Raw genomic sequence first — 16,697 nt, forward strand, 5'->3', positions numbered from 1 at the left:
ACACCACCGGGAGACGTCGCGGGCGTGACCGCGATTCGCCGTACCTGAAGAGTCGCTGAGGAATCGCGGCGCCCCGTGCAGGAAGCCTACAAGGACGCCCTAGACTGTCGCCGCCTGCACGTGCCGGCTGCACGTACCCGACGACGGGAAGGCTTGGTAGGCGACGTCGAACCGGCCGGTCACCCGGCGGGCGCACCCAGACAGCATCAGGTCAGATAGGCGCGTACCCGGAGGAGGTCCGGTGGCCGGCAAGGAACGGAGACGGGAGGCAGCGCGGCGGCGGTACGAGCGCCGCCAGGCGGCTCGGGCCGCGGCGCGGGCCCGGCGGCGTCGCTTGTTGACGGTCGGCTCGGCTGCCGGTGGCGTGGTCGTCGTCGTCGGAATCGTGCTCGCGATCGTCTTGAGTGGCGGTAGCAGCAAGAAGCCGGCGGCGCTCTCGGCGGGAACGACCGCCTCCGGGTCGGCGTCGCCGTCCACCTCCGTTCCACCGCCGCCCACCCACGCGCCCGGCTGCACCTTCAACCCGGCGACGGCGACACCGACGGCCGGTGCGTCGCCGAAACCTTCGGCCACCTGGACGCTGCCGCCGGGGGCCAGCGCTGAGTTGCGCACCGAACCGTCGATCACTATTCCGGCGGGCGCGGTTCCGATCACGCTGCAGAAGAAGGATTTGATCGTCGGAACCGGTGAGACCGTGCAGCCCAAAGACACTGTCACGGTCAACTACGTGGGCATCAACTACGTCGATTGTGCGGAATTCGATTCCTCGTGGTCCCGCGGCCAGCCGGCGACGTTCTCGCTGTCGAACCTGATTCCCGGCTTCCAGCAGGGCATGGAAGGTATGAAGGTCGGCGGCCGCCGCGAGATCATCATCCCGCCGAGTCTCGGCTACGGCACCCAGGGGGCCGGCAGCGTCAAGCCGAACGAAGAGCTGGTCTTCGTGGTGGACTTGCTCGGGGTCACCCATCCAAGCCCGTCAGCGAGCGGGTCGGCCACCCCCTAGTCGCGGAGCGGTTTCCCGGACGCGGCCTCGACGCGGCCCGGCCGCGGTCTGGGGGTCAAACCCCGGGGACTCAGCGCGTCGATGCTTCGGACGCCGTCCCGGACGCGGCCTGGGGTCAGGCCGGCTGGGGTGTCGACGCCCGGGTGTTGGCCACCCCGCCGGTAACCCGGTAGGCGTCGTAGACCCCGTCGACCGCGCGGACCGCGCGGAGCACGTGCCCGAGGTGCGTCGGATCGGCCATCTCGAAGGTGAACCGGTTGATCGCTACCCGGTCCCGGGTGGTTGTCACCGACGCCGCGAGGATGTTGACGTGCTGGTCGGAGAGCACCTGGGTGAGGTCGGCCAGCAACCGGCTGCGATCAAGCGCCTCCACCTGAATGACGACCAGGAAGAGCGATCCGGAGCTCGGTGACCATTCGACCTCGACCGCTCGGTCCGGTTCGTTGGCCAGCATGGCGACAAGGTTCACGCAATCGCTGCGGTGCACCGACACGCCGTTGCCCCGGGTGACGAATCCGCGGATCGCGTCGCCGGGAACCGGGGTGCAACACCGGGCGAGTTTGACCCAGACGTCGCTCGCCCCCTTCACCACGACGCCGGGATCTCCCGCCGGCCGGGCACGTCGTCCCCGCTGTCTACTCGGGGTGACCGCCTCGGCGAGGTCTTCGACCGCGCCTTCCTCGCCGCCCCGCGCCTGCAGCAACCGTTGGACGACGGCCTGTGCACTGAGGTGCCCCTCGCCGACCGCCGCGTACAACGCGGAAATGTCGGTGTAGTGCATGTCCCGGGCGAGGGTGCCGAGCGCGTCGTCGGAGAGGAGCCGCTGCAGGGGCAGCCCCTGCTTGCGCATCACCCGGGCGATCGCCTGTTTGCCTTCTTCGATCGCGTCTTCCCGGCGCTCTTTGGCGAACCATTGCCGGATTTTCGTCCGGGCGCGGGCGCTCTTCACGAAGGTGAGCCAGTCACGGCTCGGGCCGGCGCCGGGCGCCTTGGAGGTGAAAATCTCGACGACGTCACCGTTGTCAAGCACACTGTCGAGCGGTACGAGCCGGCCGTTCACCCGGGCGCCAATGCATCGGTGTCCGACCTCGGTGTGCACGGCGTACGCGAAGTCGACCGGCGTCGCCCCTTGCGGCAAGGCCAGGACGTCGCCCTTCGGCGTGAAGACGTAGACCTCATTGCCGCGGATGTCAAAACGCAGGGACTCGAGAAATTCCCCTGGATCCGCGGCTTCCTTCTGCCAGTCGAGAAGCTGCCGGAGCCAGGCCATGTCGTTCCCGGAGCCCTTGGTGGACGAACCGGTGGCTTCTTCCTTGTATTTCCAGTGCGCGGCGATGCCGTACTCGGCGCGCCGGTGCATGGCATGCGTCCGGATCTGCACCTCGACGGGTTTGCCTTCCGGGCCGATGACCGTCGTGTGCAGCGATTGATAGAGGTTGAATTTCGGCATCGCGATGAAATCCTTGAACCGGCCGGGAACCGGATTCCACATCGCATGGATGATGCCGAGCGCGGCGTAGCAGTCGCGCACGGTGTCAACGAGAACGCGGACGCCGAGAAGGTCATAAATATCGGCGAAATCCCGGCCGCGCACAATCATCTTCTGGTAAATGGAATAGTAGTGTTTCGGCCGGCCGGTCACGGTTGCTTTGATTTTCGCGGCGCGCAGCTGCGCGCTGACCTGCTCAATGACGTTGGCCAGGTAGGTGTCGCGGCTCGGCGCCCGTTCCGCGACGAGCCGGGCGATTTCTTCGTACCGCTTGGGATACAGCGTGGCGAACGAGAGGTCCTCCAGCTCCCACTTGAGGGTGTTCATGCCCAGCCGGTGTGCGAGCGGTGCGTAGATTTCCAGTGTTTCCCGGGCTTTGCGCTCCTGCTTCTCCGGCGGGAGGTACCGCAGCGTGCGCATGTTGTGCAACCGGTCGGCGAGCTTCAGCACGAGCACACGCGGGTCGCGGGCCATCGCGACCACCATTTTCCGGACAGTCTCCACGGTCGCCGCGTCGCCGTATTTCACCCGGTCCAGCTTGGTCACCCCGTCGACGAGCGAGGCCACCTCATCGCCGAAGTCGCGGCGGAGTTGGTCGAGGGTGTAGGTGGTGTCCTCCACCGTGTCGTGCAGCAGAGCGGCGACGATGGTCGGCGGCGTCATGCCGAGCTCCGCGAGAATCGTCGCGACTGCGAGCGGATGGGTGATGTACGGGTCGCCGCTGCGGCGCAGTTGACCGCGGTGGTAGAACTCGGCGACCTCATAGGCGCGTTGGACGTCGCGGACATCCGCCTTGGGGTGGCTCGCGCGGATCGTGCGAATCAACGGCTCGAGGACGGGAATCGTGCCGCCGCGTTGCGCCGCGAGCCGGGCCAGCCGGCTCCGCACCCGTCGTCCGCCGGACGGCGATGTGGCGGCGACGTCGTCCACCCGCTCGGCCGCATCGGAGGAGCCGCCCGGCGCCGGCGAGCCGCCCGGTGCTGGTGATCCAGCCAGCTCGTCGCGGTTCGGCGCGCTGTCAGGCGATTGATCGTAGTCGGAGCCGGCCAGCGCGCCGGCGGCCTCGTCTACGCTCGCTCGATGCTCCACCTGCCACCGCTCCTCACCGACGGTGATTGCCAGTCTAGCCGCAGGGTCGCGGCGTCCCGGCTGATCCGATCGCCGGATGCGGGCCGGTCAGGTGCGGGCGCCCCGGATGAGGAAACCCGGACCGGCGGGCGACGGGAGCACGCAACCTCAGACGCGCAGCAACGACCGCACCATGGACGCCGGCAGCCGAGAGCGGCCTCCCAGCGCGGAGAGCTCAATGAGGAAGGACAATCCGACCGCTTTCGCGCTGGCCTGGTCGATGAGCTCCAGCGCCGCCGCGGCGGTACCGCCGGTCGCCAGGACGTCGTCGACCACCAACACCCGGTCGCCGGGCCGGAACGCGTCCACATGCACCTCGATGGTCGCCGTCCCGTACTCCAGGGCGTAGCTGGTCTCCAGCGTGCGGTACGGCAATTTCCCTTTTTTGCGCATCGGCACGAACCCGGCGCCCAGGTGGTAGGCAACCGGCGCGGCGACGATGAAGCCCCGCGCCTCGATGCCGACCACCTTGTCCACCGTGCCGTGCTGATAATCCCGCACCAGCGCGTCGACGACCGCGGCAAAAACGGCCGGCTCAGCAAGCAGCGGGGTGATGTCCTTGAAGACGATGCCGGGGCTCGGATAATCCGGGATGTCGCGGATGTGCGCCGCTACTAGTTCGCCGATGTCCGCGGGTGGCATCGTCTCCCCCTCTCCGCCCTGGGCCGAGCGTCCCCTCGCCACACCGGGCTCAGCGTCGGCGTTTCTTGCTGGACGGACGCCCGCGCCGGCGCGCATTCGCCTGCTGGCGTCGAATCACCGCCCCGCTGGCGATCGGCTGCGCGGACGGCGTACCGTCGCCGTCGTCGCCGTCGTCGGCCGGAGCGTCGCGGCGGGACGCGTCACCCGGTGCCGGAGTTTGCCCATGTGCCGAGGGTGAACCGGCGGCCGGGTCGATCGCCGCCGTCACAGTACCTCCGCCGGCCGCGACAGCGACCGGCACGGTTGCCGGAACCTGTCCGCCGTACCGAGTGGCGACCCGCTTCGCCAACGCCCGAAATTGCGGCTCGCGTTCCTTCAGCAGGGTGAGGATCGGGGTGGCGACAAAAATTGAGGAGTAGGTTCCGGTGGCCAGGCCGACAAAGAGGGCGAGGGCGAGGTCTTTGAGGGAACCGGCGCCGAGCAGGCCCGCACCGACGAAAAGCAGCGAGGCGACCGGGAGCAGCGCGATGACCGAGGTGTTGATGGACCGGACGAGGGTCTGGTTCACGGCGAGGTTCGCCGCTTGGCTGTAGGTCATCCGGCTCCCGCCGGCGATCCCCCGGGTATTCTCCCGGACCTTGTCGAAAACAACGACGGTGTCATACAGCGAATATCCGAGAATGGTCAGCAGACCGATCACCGTCGCCGGGGTGACGTCGAAGCCGACCAGGGCGTAGATGCCCACAGTGATGATGAGGTCGTGCAGCAGCGCAATGATCGCGCTGATCGCCATCTTCCATTCAAAGAACAGCGTCAGGTAAAGGACGACCGCCACCAGAAAGACGATCAGGCTCTCGACCGCCTTATTGGTGATTTGTTTGCCCCAACTCGCCCCGACGGTCGTCGTGGAAACCTCGTCGGCCGGAACACCGAGTTTCGTCGTGATGGCCTTGATAACAGCGTCGGACGCGGACTTGTCCAGGGCCTTGGTCTGCACCTGGAAGGTGGCGCCACCCACGCCGGGCCGGCTCAAATGCTGGACGACGGGATCCGAGACACCTGCGCCGCTGACCACGTCAGCAACCTGGGATGTGGAGTATCCCTTGTCCGGGAAGGTGAATTCGGTACCACCTTTGAATTCCAGGCCGAGGTGCAACCCGCGGACGCCAAGACCGATCAGCCCGATGACGATGACGACGGCGGAGAGGGTGAACCAGCGGCGCCAGCGGCCGACGAAGTCGAAGGAGATCTGCCCGGTGTACAGGCCATGGCCGATCGAACCCAGCTTGCTCATCGACGTGCCTTTCCGCGAGACATGGCCGCTCACACTCTCCGCGCCGGTACCGGACGTTGCGCCCCACCCGCCGTCCCGGGCAGCCGGGTGATGCCGAGGTGCGCCGGGTCAAGACCAGAGAACCGGTGGCCGTTGCCGAAGAAATCGGTCCGGCTGAGCAACGTGACGAGCGGCTTGGTGAAGGCGAAGACGATGAAGAGGTCGACGATGGTGGAAAGGCCGAGGGTGAAGGCAAATCCGCGGACGTCGCCTACCGCCAGCCAGTACAAGATGATGGCCGCGATCAAGGAGACGAGGTCGGCCGAGACGATGGTCCGCCGGGCCTGCAACCATCCCTTCTCGACGGCGCTGCGCAGCGAATTACCCTCCCGAACCTCGTCGCGCAACCGTTCAAAGAACACAACGAACGAGTCGGCGGTCACCCCGACCGCGACGATGAGACCGGCGATACCGGCGAGCGTCAGGGTGTAGCCGATGCCCTGACCGAGGAGGACGAGCAGCGGGTACTGGATCGCCGCAGAGAGAGCCAAGCTGCTGACGGTGACGAGCGACAAACCTCGGTAGTAAAAGATCGAATAAAGAATGACGAGCAGCAGTCCGAGCATGCCGGCGAGCAGCCCCGCGCGCAATTCGCTGTTCCCGAGGGTCGCGGACACCGTTTCCGCGCTCTGCTGCTCGAACCGAAGCGGCAGCGCGCCGTACTTGAGGACGTTGGCCAATTCGCTCGCGGTCTTATGGGTGAAATTGCCGCTGATCTGCGTCTTGCCGTTGGGAATCGCTTCTGCGATGTACTCCGCCGACATCACCAGACCGTCGAGCACGATGGCGGTGTCCTTGTTGACGTTCGCCGCGGTAAATTTTGCCCACCGCGAGGCGGCACCGCTCTTCATCGTCAGCTGGACGGTCCATTGGGTTCCGGTCTGCGGGTCGAGCTGAGCGGAGGCGCTGGCGATTTCCTTGCCTTCAATCAGCGTTGGGTAAAGCAGGAACTTGTACCAGCCGCCGTCGACATTCCCGCAGGTGACAAGGAATTTCGCCGGATCGTCGGTGATCCCGCCCTTCTGGTTCTCCGGCTTCGTGCAGTCCAGCGCCTGGTAGGCGGCGATCTCTTGCGGGGTCGGGGCGGTTTCGGCGTTCGGCACCGCGTAGTACCCGGGATTCGCCGCCGGCGAGGGGCTCGGGGACGGAGCGGCTGGGGATGCGGTCGGCGCCGGCGATGGGCTGGCGGTCGCGGCGCTGCTCGCCGCGGACGCCGCCTGGCGGACGAAGCCGGCCAGCTGAATGCCCGGCGTCCGGCCAACGCCGAGCCCTGCGGAGCTCGCGGACGGCTTCGGGGTCGCTGGGGAAGCGGCACCGCTGGGCGACGGGCTTGGGCTCGGTGACGGGCTCGCAGAAGATGACGAGCTCGCCGCAGGCGGCGGTGACGCGCTCGGCGTTGCGCTCAGACCGGGCGCTGTGACGCCGGTCATCACCGGGTCGTTGGACGCGTAGACCTGCCGGATGCTGAGCAGCGCGGTCTCGCCAATCTTGTCAAGGACGCCCTGCTTGTCCTTGCCAGGCACCGAGATCACAATGTTGGTCCCCTCGGTGTGCACGTCGGCGTTGGCGACACCCAGACCGTTCACCCGGTTGCGCAGGATGTTGACCGCGGTGTTCAGCTCAGACGAGGTGACCTTCTGGCCCGGGTTCGGTTTCGCCGCCAGGGTGACCGTCGTTCCGCCGCGGAGGTCCAACCCGAGTTGCGGACCGTAATGCCCGGTCGCGGCCATCCCGCCGTACAACGCGGCTAGCACCACCCCGGTCGTCAACAGGCCTCGACTGGGCCTTGATCTCCTCACCGGCGGCACCCCGGTTCTCCCCTTCCTTTACGGCGCACGGATAGTGTCACGGCCCGGTGAGCCGCACGTCTCCCCTCCGAGGATGCAACGGGCGGCCCGTCTTCGACGTTCGCTGCGGGACCTCCGCGCGCAAGCGCGCGGGATCTCGCCCCGCAGTATGGCGGACGACGCTCAGCGGCCCGAGACCGCCCCCGACTCCGCGGCGGATCCGGCCCGCCCGTCCGGCGACGCCGCGTCATCCGGCGCCGTCCCGTCGTCCGCCGACGCCTCCGCGCCGCCGGCCGTGGCGTCGGTTGACGCAGCAGCCGTGCCTTCTTCGTCACCGACCACCCGCATGACCGCGGCCCTCAGCACGCGCACGGTCACGCCGTCGGCAATCTCGAGATCGATGGCGGTGTCGTCAAGCCCGACGATGGTGCCGAAAAATCCCGAGGTCGTCACGATCCGCGTGCCGGGCTGCAAGGAGCGTTGCAGCGCGGCGGCCTGCTTGCGCCGCCGATTCTGCGGAACGATCAGCAGCAGGTAGAACGCGGCGATGATGACAATGAGCAGGATGATTTGACCCACTGGGGATTCCTTCCGAAACGACGATCCGCCGAGGCGTCCGCGACGGCGGGTGCCGGTCTTGATCGGCGGACGACGGAAACTCTCCGGCCGAGTTTACGCGGTCGGTTCGCCAGCGTCACGGTCGATCTCGAAGGCAAGCTGGGCCGCGCCCAGCGCCTCCGGCGGCGGGGTGATGCCGAGATGCCGCCACGCGGCGGCCGTGGCCATCCGGCCGCGCGGTGTGCGGATCAGGAAGCCGGCGCGGAAGAGGAAGGGTTCGGCGACCTCCTCGACTGTCTCCGGTTCTTCGCCGACGGCCACCGCGACCGTGCCGAGCCCGACCGGGCCGCCGCCGAACCGCCGGACCAGCGCGTCGAGAACCGCTCGGTCCAGCCGGTCGAGTCCGTGTTCGTCGACCTCATAGACGGCCAACGCCGCCTGCGCAACCTCGCAGGTGATCACGCCGTCGGCCCGCACCTCGGCATAGTCCCGGACCCGTCGCAGCAGGCGGTTGGCGATCCGTGGAGTGCCCCGGGACCGCCGCGCAATTTCCGCCGCGCCGTCGGGCGTGATGCGTACGTCGAGCAGCCGGGCGGACCGGTGCACGATCCGTTCGAGGTCGGCCGGCTCGTAGAAGTCCAGGCGTGCGGTGAAGCCGAACCGGTCCCGCAGCGGTCCGGGGAGCAGGCCGGTCCGGGTGGTCGCGCCGATGAGGGTGAACGGCGCCAGTTCGAGGGGGATCACCGAGGCGCCCGGCCCCTTGCCGACGACGACGTCGACCCGGAAGTCCTCCATCGCCAGGTAGAGCATTTCCTCCGCAGGCCGGGCCATCCGGTGAATTTCGTCGAGGAAGAGCACCTCGCCCTCGCTGAGCTGGGTGAGGACGGCGGCGAGGTCACCGGCGTGCTGGATCGCCGGCCCGCTCGTCACCCGGATCGGCGTGTTCAACTCCGCCGCGACGATCATTGCCAGGGTTGTCTTGCCGAGTCCCGGAGGTCCGGAGAGGAGGATGTGGTCCGGCGGCCGGCCGCGCTGCTTAGCGCCGTCGAGGATCAAAGAGAGTTGGTCGCGGACACGCTGCTGGCCGACGAATTCGTCGAGCCGGCGGGGGCGAAGCGCCGCCTCGACCGCATGCTCATCACTCTCGGCGTGGGCGTCGATGAGGAGCCGTCCGAGGTCGACGGCCGGCGGTCGGTCGGTGAGGGGCTCGTCGGTCATGGCCGTTTCAACGTAGCGAGGGCAAGGCGGAGGGCGGTGGCGGTATCCACCGCGGCGGAGTCGTCCAGCTCGCCGGCGATCGCGGCGATCGCCTCGTCGGCCTGCCGGGCGGTGTAGCCGAGGTTGAGCAGCCCGGCGTGGACGGCGTCCCGCCAACCGGACGTCGACTCGGCCGCGGCGGTCGACGGGGTGCCGAGCCGGTCTTTGAGTTCGAGGATGATGCGCTGCGCGGTCTTCCGGCCGATGCCAGGGACGAGGGCAAGTGCCTTGACATCCTCGGTCGCGACCGCGGCGCGCAGCGCCGTCGGGGAGTGAACGCCGAGCATGGCCAGGGCGAGCCGCGGTCCGACCCCGCTGGCGGTCTGCAGCAGTTCGAAGACGGTGCGCTCGTCGTCGTCCGCAAAGCCGTACAGGGTGAGCGAGTCCTCCCGGACGACGAGCGAGGTGGCGAACCGCGCCCGCTCTCCGACCCGGGCGCGGGCGATAGTCGCCGGGGTGGCGAGCAATTGGACGCCGAAACCGCCGACCTCGACGATCACCGAATCGGGTGTGACCGCGGCGACCCGGCCCGACACAAAAGAGATCACCGAGCGCCTCCCGCGGCGAGCCGAGCCATCGCCGCACCCCGCCAGAGCTGGCAGATCGCCAGGGCGAGGGCATCGGTGGCGTCCGCGGGTGCGGCGAGGCCCGGGGCGCGGAGCAGCCGTCGGACCATGAAGGCGACCTGGTCCTTGCCGGCTCGGCCCTGTCCGGTGACCGCCGCCTTCACCTCGCTCGGGGTGTGCCAGACCACCGGGACGCCGCGGCGGGCCGCGACGAGGAGCGCCACGGCACCGGCTTGCGCGGTGCCCATCACGGTCCGGACATTGTGCTGGCTGAACACCCGCTCCACCGCGACGACATCGGGCGCGGCGCGGTCCAGCCACTGGACCAGTCCGTCCTCCAGCGCGGCCAGCCGGTCGCCCAGTTCAGCGTCGGCCGGGGTGTGGAGCACGTCGACGCCGACAAGCCGAGCCAGACCGGGGTATCCGTCGACGACGCCGATGCCGCAGCGGGTCAGCCCAGGGTCAACGCCCATCACCCGGCGGATCGAACGCATGTTCGGAAGATTAGCCGCCACGGCGGTGGTTTCCCGGGCGCCACGCCGGGATTCTGCGCATCGCGGGAGCGCGCGGATGCCCGGTTCCGGGCGGCGGGTGTATCAGCCACCCGGCTCCGGGCCGGCGACCAGCGGGCCTCAGACCTCGGCGAGCACGGCGACCAGCGGCGCCTCAGACCTCGGCGAGCACGGCGTCGGAAATGTCGAAGTTGGCCCAGACCGCCTGCACGTCGTCGCAGTCTTCCAACGCTTCGATGAGCCGGAGCACCTTGCGGGCGGTGTCGTCATCGAGCGGCACGTTCACCGTCGGCTGCCACGCGACGTCCGCTGATTCGTAGCGGATTCCGGCGGCCGAGAGCGCGTCCCGCACCCGGGTGAGATCGCCGGGTTCGCTCACGACCTCGAAGGACTCGCCGAGGTCGTTCACCTCCTCCGCCCCGGCGTCGAGAACCGCCGCCAGGACGTCGTCCTCGCTGCGACCCTCCTTCGGGACGATAACGATCCCTTTCCGGTTGAACAGGTAGGCCACGGATCCGGGGTCGGCCATGCTCCCGCCGTTGCGGGTCATCGTCGTGCGCACTTCGGACGCCGCCCGGTTGCGGTTGTCGGTGAGGCATTCGATGAGCAGGGCGACGCCGCCCGGGCCGTACCCTTCGTAGATGATCGGCTCCCAGTCGGTGCCGCCGGCTTCGAGACCGGCGCCCCGGCGGATCGCGCGTTCGATGTTGTCATTCGGCACCGATTGATCTCTGGCCTTGGCGATGGCGTCGGCCAGTGTTGGGTTGCCGTTGGGATCGGGTCCGCCGACCCGTGCCGCCACCTCAATATTCTTGATCAATTTGGCGAAGAGCTTGCCCCGCCTGGCGTCGATGACCGCCTTCTTGTGCTTGGTGGTGGCCCATTTCGAGTGCCCGCTCATCGCCTGTCCCCTTCCTCTCCGCCCGGCAGCGGGGCGCCCTGTCGTGCCCGATCACACCCGAGCCTGCGCAGCGACCATCGCGACGAAGAAGGCGTGCAACCGCCGATCAGCAGTGAGCTCCGGGTGGAAGGCGGTGGCCAGCACAGCGCCTTGCCGGACGGCGACGATCCTACCCGCGTGCCGGCCGGACGGCACACGCCCGAGGACCTCGACGTCCGGGCCGGTCTCCTCCACCCAGGGCGCCCGGATGAAGACAGCGCGCAGCGGGCCGCCGTCCAGACCGGTCAGCGGGATGTCGGCTTCGAAGGAGTCGACTTGGCGGCCGAAGGCGTTGCGTCGCACGGTGATGTCCAGGACCCCGAGGGTCTCCTGGCCGGGAGCGGCGTCGACAACCCGCGCCGCAAGCATGATCATCCCTGCGCAGGAGCCGAAAGCCGGCATCCCTGCCGCCAGCCGGGCTCGCAGCGGTTCCCAGAGGCCGAACGCCCGCGCGAGTTTGTCCATCGTGGTGGATTCGCCGCCTGGGATGACGAGGGCGTCGACCGTCGCGAGCTCGTCGGCACGCCGCACCGGCACGGCGTCCGCTCCGGCGTCGCCGAGTGCGGCGAGGTGTTCGCGGACGTCGCCCTGCAAAGCGAGAACGCCGACCCGAGGCCGGTTCGATGGGATGGTCACGGCCGGTCCGGTCACCACCCGCGGCCGGCGAGGCGGCGCTCGGCAGGCAGGCTCTCGGCGGAAATCCCGACCATCGGTTCGCCGAGGCCGCGGGAGACCTTGGCGAGGACGTCGGGGTCGTCGTAGAACGTGGTCGCTTTGACGATGGCCGCGGCGCGCTTGGCGGGATCGCCGGATTTGAAGATGCCGGAGCCGACGAAGACGCCGTCCGCGCCGAGCTGCATCATCAGCGCCGCATCCGCGGGCGTGGCGATTCCGCCGGCGGTGAACAGGACGACGGGGAGCCGGCCGGTGCGGGCGACTTCGCGGACCAGCTCGTACGGGGCCTGCAGTTCCTTGGCGGCGGCGTACAGTTCGTCGTCCGGCAGGCTGGTGAGCCGACGAATCTCGTCGCGGATCGCCCGCATGTGGGTGACCGCGTTGGAGACGTCCCCGGTGCCTGCCTCGCCCTTGGAGCGGATCATCGCTGCGCCTTCGGTAATCCGGCGGAGGGCTTCGCCGAGGTTGGTGGCGCCGCAGACGAACGGCACGGTGAACTGCCACTTGTCGATGTGGTGGGTGTAGTCGGCGGGGGTGAGCACCTCGGATTCGTCGATGTAGTCGACGCCGAGAGCCTGCAGGATCTGGGCTTCGACGAAGTGGCCGATCCGGACCTTGGCCATCACGGGGATCGACACCGCGTTCATGATCTGCTCGATGAGTTCGGGGTCGCTCATCCGGGCGACGCCGCCCTGGGCGCGGATGTCCGCCGGCACGCGCTCGAGGGCCATCACCGCGACCGCGCCGGCGTCCTCGGCAATCTTCGCCTGCTCCGGCGTGACCACATCCATGATCACACCGCCCTTGAGCATCTCCGCCATTCCCCGCTTGACCCGGACCGTGCCGACCTGCGGTTGGGCCTCCGCCCCGGCCGATGCACCGCGCGGGGTGTCGCCGATGCGGTAGCGGAGTTCGGGGTCTTGCGACGTCGTCTGAGGCACGGAAATCTCCTTTGCCGCCGAATTCGGTTTGATCACTGCGGGCGCAGGTAGCGCCGTGGATGGCGGTCTTGCCTTGAGTCTAGGGCGGTCCGATGGACAGGTATGGAGGTGTTGCGAGCGGCGACCTCGGTCACGTGTGTGCCGCCCTCAGTTCTGAATCTTGACACGGGATCACGGCGAGGTTACCCTCTGTGATCGTTCGTGAAGATCAACCACAAGGAGGGTGCGCGTCGTGTCAATCTGGCGGCGCATGAGTTACAGCGGCTTCGCTCTCCTTGTGTGCGCGGGAACAATTTTCGCGAGCGGGGTACCCGCGCACGCCGACGGCTCTCCCGGACTGGTGAATGGAACGGAGAGCATGAATACCTGGTGGCCAGCAGCTGAGCTCACCGTCCCGGTGCAGTACGTAGGACCACCGTTTTTCTTTGGTGTGCCAACGCTAAAGGAAATCTCAAGTAGGGACAACCGAGCTGAAGGACGAGCTCTCAAGAAGATGCAGTACGACCCGGCGTGCCGAATGGCGGTCTCCACGCCAACAGTCACGGACTTTCCGGGCTCCGGTGTTCAGCGGTTCGTGGTTGTCCCAATGGTGCTGGAGAATTCCACACACATCTGTACACCAATGAACACCAGCGGAACACCCCTCGCCAGCTGATGGCAGCACGTGTTGAGGAAGATACCGAATGAACGAATCCGTACTTCCATCATCCCGTGAAATTCACGAGTGGGTGCGCAAAGAAGAGCAGCGGCGGCAATCCGTGGAAACTGCGGATCCGACTGCACTCGCCGCAGAGCTCGTCGGACTAGAGAATCGGCTGCGCATCCAGCGCGCACCGCTGGGACGACTACTGCGCCCCGGAGCGCCAGAAGAGGAGCTCCAAGCCACATTTTCTTGGCTTGGACTCACGCTTCCCGACGAGCTCCGCGTCCTGTACCAGTGGCATGACGGGACGATCGTTGACTTCGACGAACCTGAAGATCCAGACATGCCCGGACTCTGGATTTTCGATCGTCTTCGCAGCGCCGTTCTCAACTACCTGGATCTTGTCACCTTCTCTGAGGAGACAGGAGATCTTGGTGATCCCGATCACATGTTGTCTACCTGGTTTCCTATCAGTTACTCGGATGGTCGAGCGCTCCTGGTCGAATGTAATGTTCCTCCCGGCCAGGCGAGTCACATTTACGTTTACTGTCACGACGACGTGACCCACTGTGCCGCGACATCTTTACTGAGCGTCGTCCGATTGTGGAACCGCATGTTCGACGAGGGTTACTTCGTATATGACCCTTATACGTGTGAATGGCTCGACCGGTTCAGTGAGATCCCCGTCGAGTTGCGCATTTCCGGCCTTGTCGACTGAGAAGCGCTGCGGATCCACGGGGAGAACCGTTGCGAAACAGCCTCAGGTCAAATGACAGCGAGAGGAGCACGGTGACGCAGTTCGCCGACATACCAGCATTGACGGCTGAGCTCAACGGCTTCGCCGAACGCATCGCTACCCTGAAGCTGCCGCTCAGGTGGTGGAAAAGTTCATTTGCCCACGATGTCATTGATCGCGTCTTCCGCCATCTCCACCTCACCGTTCCGGACGAACTTCGTGCCTTCTACGCGTGGAGCAACACTTTCTCCACCGAAGCACGCGAATACATCCCCGGCTTCGGGGAAATAGAAATCTTTGGTCACAGCGTATCGACATACCTCTTATGCCTCCTCAATAAGCACGGTGACCCGGACAGTAACATACCTAGCGACGGTGACCGATATCGCCGATCCTGGTTTCCACTCGGTGCTGTGTACGGTGAACGACACGACGTCATCCATGCCGTTGTTCTCGACTGCGACGTCACCCCGCAAGCTGCGAGTCCCGTGTACCTTTTTTCCAGAACTGGGCGGCCACAGCTCATCGGCCCCTCTCTCCTCGACGTTGTTCAGACGTGGAATCAGCTCCTTGACATCGGCTACTGGAGCTACGATCCCGACGCACACGGCTGGAGCCTCCACCCCGATAAGATTCCTTCAGGACTCCGCGCCGTAGCACAACTCGCCGCGTGCACCACACCCCGACGGTCCACCTGACAACGCCCTCACCGCCCCGTCGGGGATTTCCCGGGAGACGGACCGGTGTCGCGAATCCCCCGCTGCCGTTCGGCGAACCGCAGGAGCGCAGCCGGGGGTTCGTCGTCGATTTCGAAGAAGGCGGGTTCCGGACGGCGGGCCAGGCGGAGGAGGCGGACCAACCGGTGCCGCCGTACGGCGAGAGTGGCGCGGACGGCGTCGTTGTGGAACCGCCGGGCCAGCGGGATTTTCGTGGCGGCGGCTTCGAGTTCTTCGATGAGCGGCCGGGCGGACGGATCGGAGGCCAGGGTGTCGAGGACGTCGCCTTCCCCGCCTTCCTCGTCGAACGCCGCCCGGAGCGCCACCGACAGGGCGCTCTCTTCCGCTTCACGGTCGGGGTCGTCGGCGGTGCGCGCCCGATGGGCGGCGGTGGCAAGGAGCAGGCTGGTGGCGGGGTCAAGCAGTCCGGAGGCGGCAAGCTCAAGGACGACCGCCGAGCGGCGCAGCAGGTGGGAGTCCAGGATCGCGCGGGCGGTTTCGACCCGGCCGTGCAGCCGGTCCAGCCGGCCCGCTGTCGCGGTTACGTAGGCGAGGACGACGATCCCGGCGATGACCGCCCAGAACCACCACGGCATGGCCGGCTACCCGTCGAGCCCGCCACCGGCCTCGGCAGCCAGCAGCGGGCCGCGGCGTACAACCGCCGCAGGGGTGATCGCTACCGTTTCGTAGACCCGAAGGATTTCCCGGGCGACGACCGTCCAGTCGTAGCGGCGGACCCGCTCCCGGCCGGCGAGGGCGAGGCTGACCCGTTGCGCCGGATCGCTCAGCAAATCAGACAGCACGGCGGCGAGCGCGGCGGCGTCACCAACCGGAAAGAGCCGGCCGGCGTGACCGTCGTCCAGGACGGCCCGGAATGCGGCAAGGTCGCTGGCAACGACCGGCGTCCCGGCGGCCATGGCTTCGAGGAGCACCACCCCGAAGCTCTCCCCGCCGGTGTTGGGCGCGACGTAAACGTCGACCGACCGGAGAATCCGCGCCTTGTCGTCCTCGCTCACCCGGCCCAGGAACGTGACCCGGTCGCGCACGTCGGTGTCGAGGGATCGCCGGAGCTGATCGCCGTCCCCCGGCCCGGCGATCAGCAGCCGGAGGCCGGGACGGCTCCGGGCAAGCCGGTGGAAGGCGTCGAGGAGCACGGCGAGTCCCTTGCGGGGTTCGTCGATCCGGCCGACGAAGCCGATGGCCCCGCCGTCGCCGGGCCAACCGTCGAGCGGCTCGGCGTCCGCGAACCGGTCGACCCGCACCCCGTTGGGAATGAGAACGGCGTCGCCGCCGAGGTGCTCGACCAAGGTGCGGCGGGCTGCTTCCGAGACGGCAACCCGTCCGTGGATTTTCTCCAACGCGGTCTGCAGGATCGGGTACGCGGCGACCATAGCCCGGGATCGGCTGATGGACGTGTGGAAGGTGCCGACCAGCGGACCGTCGGCGGCCCAGCAGGCGAGGAGACCAAGGCTGGGCGCGGCCGGTTCGTGCACGTGGACGACGTCGAATCCGCCGTCGCGGAGCCAGCGGCGGACCCGGCTGGCGGACAGAACACCGAAGCAGAGCCGCGCGATCGACCCGTTGTACGGAACCGGCACCGCGCGACCGGCAGGGACGGCGTACGTCGGCAGCGTGTCGTCGTCGTCCGCCGGTGTGATCACCGAGACGTCGTGGCCGAACTCGAGGAGGGTCTCGGCAAGATCGCGTACGTGTCCTTGGACCCCGCCAGGCACATCCCAGGTGTAGGGGCAGACCAGGCCGACCCGCATCC

The 16,697-nt window shown here is 67.7% G+C and carries 17 protein-coding genes; 4 read left to right on the forward strand and 13 right to left on the reverse strand.

Annotation, left to right across the window (positions count from 1 at the left end; translation table 11 throughout):
- Window positions 1-241: 241 nt before the first annotated feature.
- Window positions 242-1,003 (forward strand): FKBP-type peptidyl-prolyl cis-trans isomerase, encoded by a 762-nt coding sequence (locus ACEL_RS12620; RefSeq protein WP_011720172.1) that lies wholly within the window; start codon window positions 242-244, stop codon window positions 1,001-1,003.
- Between the two features lie 115 nt (window positions 1,004-1,118).
- On the opposite strand, the gene ACEL_RS06885 is transcribed toward ACEL_RS12620, so the two are convergent.
- From ACEL_RS06885 to pdxS, 11 genes are all read right to left on the reverse strand, one after another.
- Complete coding sequence (locus ACEL_RS06885) at window positions 1,119-3,581, reverse strand: RelA/SpoT family protein (protein WP_011720173.1); 2,463 nt, start codon at window positions 3,579-3,581, stop codon at window positions 1,119-1,121.
- Window positions 3,582-3,728: 147 nt separating this feature from the next.
- Entirely contained in the window at window positions 3,729-4,262 is a 534-nt protein-coding gene (locus ACEL_RS06890) for an adenine phosphoribosyltransferase (RefSeq protein WP_011720174.1), read from the reverse strand.
- 49 nt (window positions 4,263-4,311) lie between these two features.
- Window positions 4,312-5,556, reverse strand: a complete 1,245-nt coding sequence (secF, locus tag ACEL_RS06895) for a protein translocase subunit SecF (RefSeq protein WP_011720175.1) — start codon at window positions 5,554-5,556, stop codon at window positions 4,312-4,314.
- A 29-nt stretch (window positions 5,557-5,585) separates the two neighbouring features.
- Window positions 5,586-7,364 carry a protein translocase subunit SecD gene (gene secD, locus ACEL_RS06900; RefSeq protein WP_202943338.1) on the reverse strand — a complete coding sequence of 593 codons (1,779 nt, stop codon included), beginning with the start codon at window positions 7,362-7,364 and terminating at the stop codon, window positions 5,586-5,588.
- Between the two features lie 201 nt (window positions 7,365-7,565).
- On the reverse strand, window positions 7,566-7,961 hold the full coding sequence (gene yajC / locus ACEL_RS12355; RefSeq protein WP_011720177.1) for a preprotein translocase subunit YajC: 396 nt from the start codon (window positions 7,959-7,961) through the stop codon (window positions 7,566-7,568).
- Between the two features lie 93 nt (window positions 7,962-8,054).
- The gene (ruvB, locus tag ACEL_RS06910; protein ID WP_011720178.1) at window positions 8,055-9,158 is read right to left on the reverse strand and encodes a Holliday junction branch migration DNA helicase RuvB; all 1,104 of its coding nucleotides are present in this window, start codon (window positions 9,156-9,158) and stop codon (window positions 8,055-8,057) included.
- On the reverse strand, window positions 9,155-9,745 hold the full coding sequence (gene ruvA / locus ACEL_RS06915; protein WP_011720179.1) for a Holliday junction branch migration protein RuvA: 591 nt from the start codon (window positions 9,743-9,745) through the stop codon (window positions 9,155-9,157). The genes ruvB and ruvA overlap by 4 nt, the downstream gene beginning before the upstream one ends.
- Window positions 9,742-10,257: a crossover junction endodeoxyribonuclease RuvC gene (locus tag ACEL_RS06920; protein WP_041834994.1), complete on the reverse strand. Its 516-nt coding sequence runs from the start codon at window positions 10,255-10,257 to the stop codon at window positions 9,742-9,744. Before ACEL_RS06920 ends, ruvA begins: the two co-directional genes overlap by 4 nt.
- Window positions 10,258-10,429: 172 nt before the next feature.
- On the reverse strand, window positions 10,430-11,176 hold the full coding sequence (locus ACEL_RS06925) for a YebC/PmpR family DNA-binding transcriptional regulator (protein WP_011720181.1): 747 nt from the start codon (window positions 11,174-11,176) through the stop codon (window positions 10,430-10,432).
- 51 nt (window positions 11,177-11,227) lie between these two features.
- Window positions 11,228-11,851, reverse strand: a complete 624-nt coding sequence (pdxT, locus tag ACEL_RS06930) for a pyridoxal 5'-phosphate synthase glutaminase subunit PdxT (protein WP_011720182.1) — start codon at window positions 11,849-11,851, stop codon at window positions 11,228-11,230.
- A gap of 11 nt (window positions 11,852-11,862) precedes the next feature.
- The gene (gene pdxS / locus ACEL_RS06935) at window positions 11,863-12,789 is read right to left on the reverse strand and encodes a pyridoxal 5'-phosphate synthase lyase subunit PdxS (protein ID WP_041835549.1); all 927 of its coding nucleotides are present in this window, start codon (window positions 12,787-12,789) and stop codon (window positions 11,863-11,865) included.
- 274 nt (window positions 12,790-13,063) lie between these two features.
- Between pdxS and ACEL_RS12130 the strand changes: the two genes are divergently transcribed.
- The 3 genes from ACEL_RS12130 (at window position 13,064) to ACEL_RS06945 (ending at window position 14,908) form a co-directional block, all read left to right on the forward strand.
- Complete coding sequence (locus tag ACEL_RS12130; RefSeq protein ID WP_148204563.1) at window positions 13,064-13,486, forward strand: hypothetical protein; 423 nt, start codon at window positions 13,064-13,066, stop codon at window positions 13,484-13,486.
- A 28-nt stretch (window positions 13,487-13,514) separates the two neighbouring features.
- Window positions 13,515-14,192, forward strand: coding sequence for an SMI1/KNR4 family protein (locus tag ACEL_RS06940; protein WP_011720185.1), 678 nt, complete (start codon window positions 13,515-13,517; stop codon window positions 14,190-14,192).
- A gap of 71 nt (window positions 14,193-14,263) precedes the next feature.
- Window positions 14,264-14,908, forward strand: coding sequence for a hypothetical protein (locus tag ACEL_RS06945; protein ID WP_011720186.1), 645 nt, complete (start codon window positions 14,264-14,266; stop codon window positions 14,906-14,908).
- A gap of 8 nt (window positions 14,909-14,916) precedes the next feature.
- Here the strand turns inward: ACEL_RS06945 and ACEL_RS06950 are convergent, their stop codons facing one another.
- Window positions 14,917-15,522, reverse strand: coding sequence for a hypothetical protein (locus ACEL_RS06950; RefSeq protein ID WP_011720187.1), 606 nt, complete (start codon window positions 15,520-15,522; stop codon window positions 14,917-14,919).
- Window positions 15,523-15,528: 6 nt separating this feature from the next.
- On the reverse strand, window positions 15,529-16,695 hold the full coding sequence (locus ACEL_RS06955; protein ID WP_011720188.1) for a glycosyltransferase family 4 protein: 1,167 nt from the start codon (window positions 16,693-16,695) through the stop codon (window positions 15,529-15,531).
- Window positions 16,696-16,697 lie beyond the last annotated feature (2 nt).

Source organism: Acidothermus cellulolyticus 11B, assembly GCF_000015025.1.
GTDB lineage: Bacteria > Actinomycetota > Actinomycetes > Acidothermales > Acidothermaceae > Acidothermus > Acidothermus cellulolyticus.

Excerpts from the sequence above, each read along its gene's own strand:
- ACEL_RS06950 (WP_011720187.1), bottom strand. The coding sequence starts at position 15,522 with ATGCCGTGGTGGTTCTGGGCGGTCATCGCCGGGATCGTCGTCCTCGCC.
- secF (WP_011720175.1), bottom strand. The coding sequence starts at position 5,556 with ATGAGCAAGCTGGGTTCGATCGGCCATGGCCTGTACACCGGGCAGATC.
- ACEL_RS06920 (WP_041834994.1), bottom strand. The coding sequence starts at position 10,257 with ATGCGTTCGATCCGCCGGGTGATGGGCGTTGACCCTGGGCTGACCCGC.
- ACEL_RS06925 (WP_011720181.1), bottom strand. The coding sequence starts at position 11,176 with ATGAGCGGGCACTCGAAATGGGCCACCACCAAGCACAAGAAGGCGGTC.
- ACEL_RS06890 (WP_011720174.1), bottom strand. The coding sequence starts at position 4,262 with ATGCCACCCGCGGACATCGGCGAACTAGTAGCGGCGCACATCCGCGAC.
- ruvB (WP_011720178.1), bottom strand. The coding sequence starts at position 9,158 with ATGACCGACGAGCCCCTCACCGACCGACCGCCGGCCGTCGACCTCGGA.
- ACEL_RS06955 (WP_011720188.1), bottom strand. The coding sequence starts at position 16,695 with ATGCGGGTCGGCCTGGTCTGCCCCTACACCTGGGATGTGCCTGGCGGG.
- ACEL_RS06940 (WP_011720185.1), top strand. The coding sequence starts at position 13,515 with ATGAACGAATCCGTACTTCCATCATCCCGTGAAATTCACGAGTGGGTG.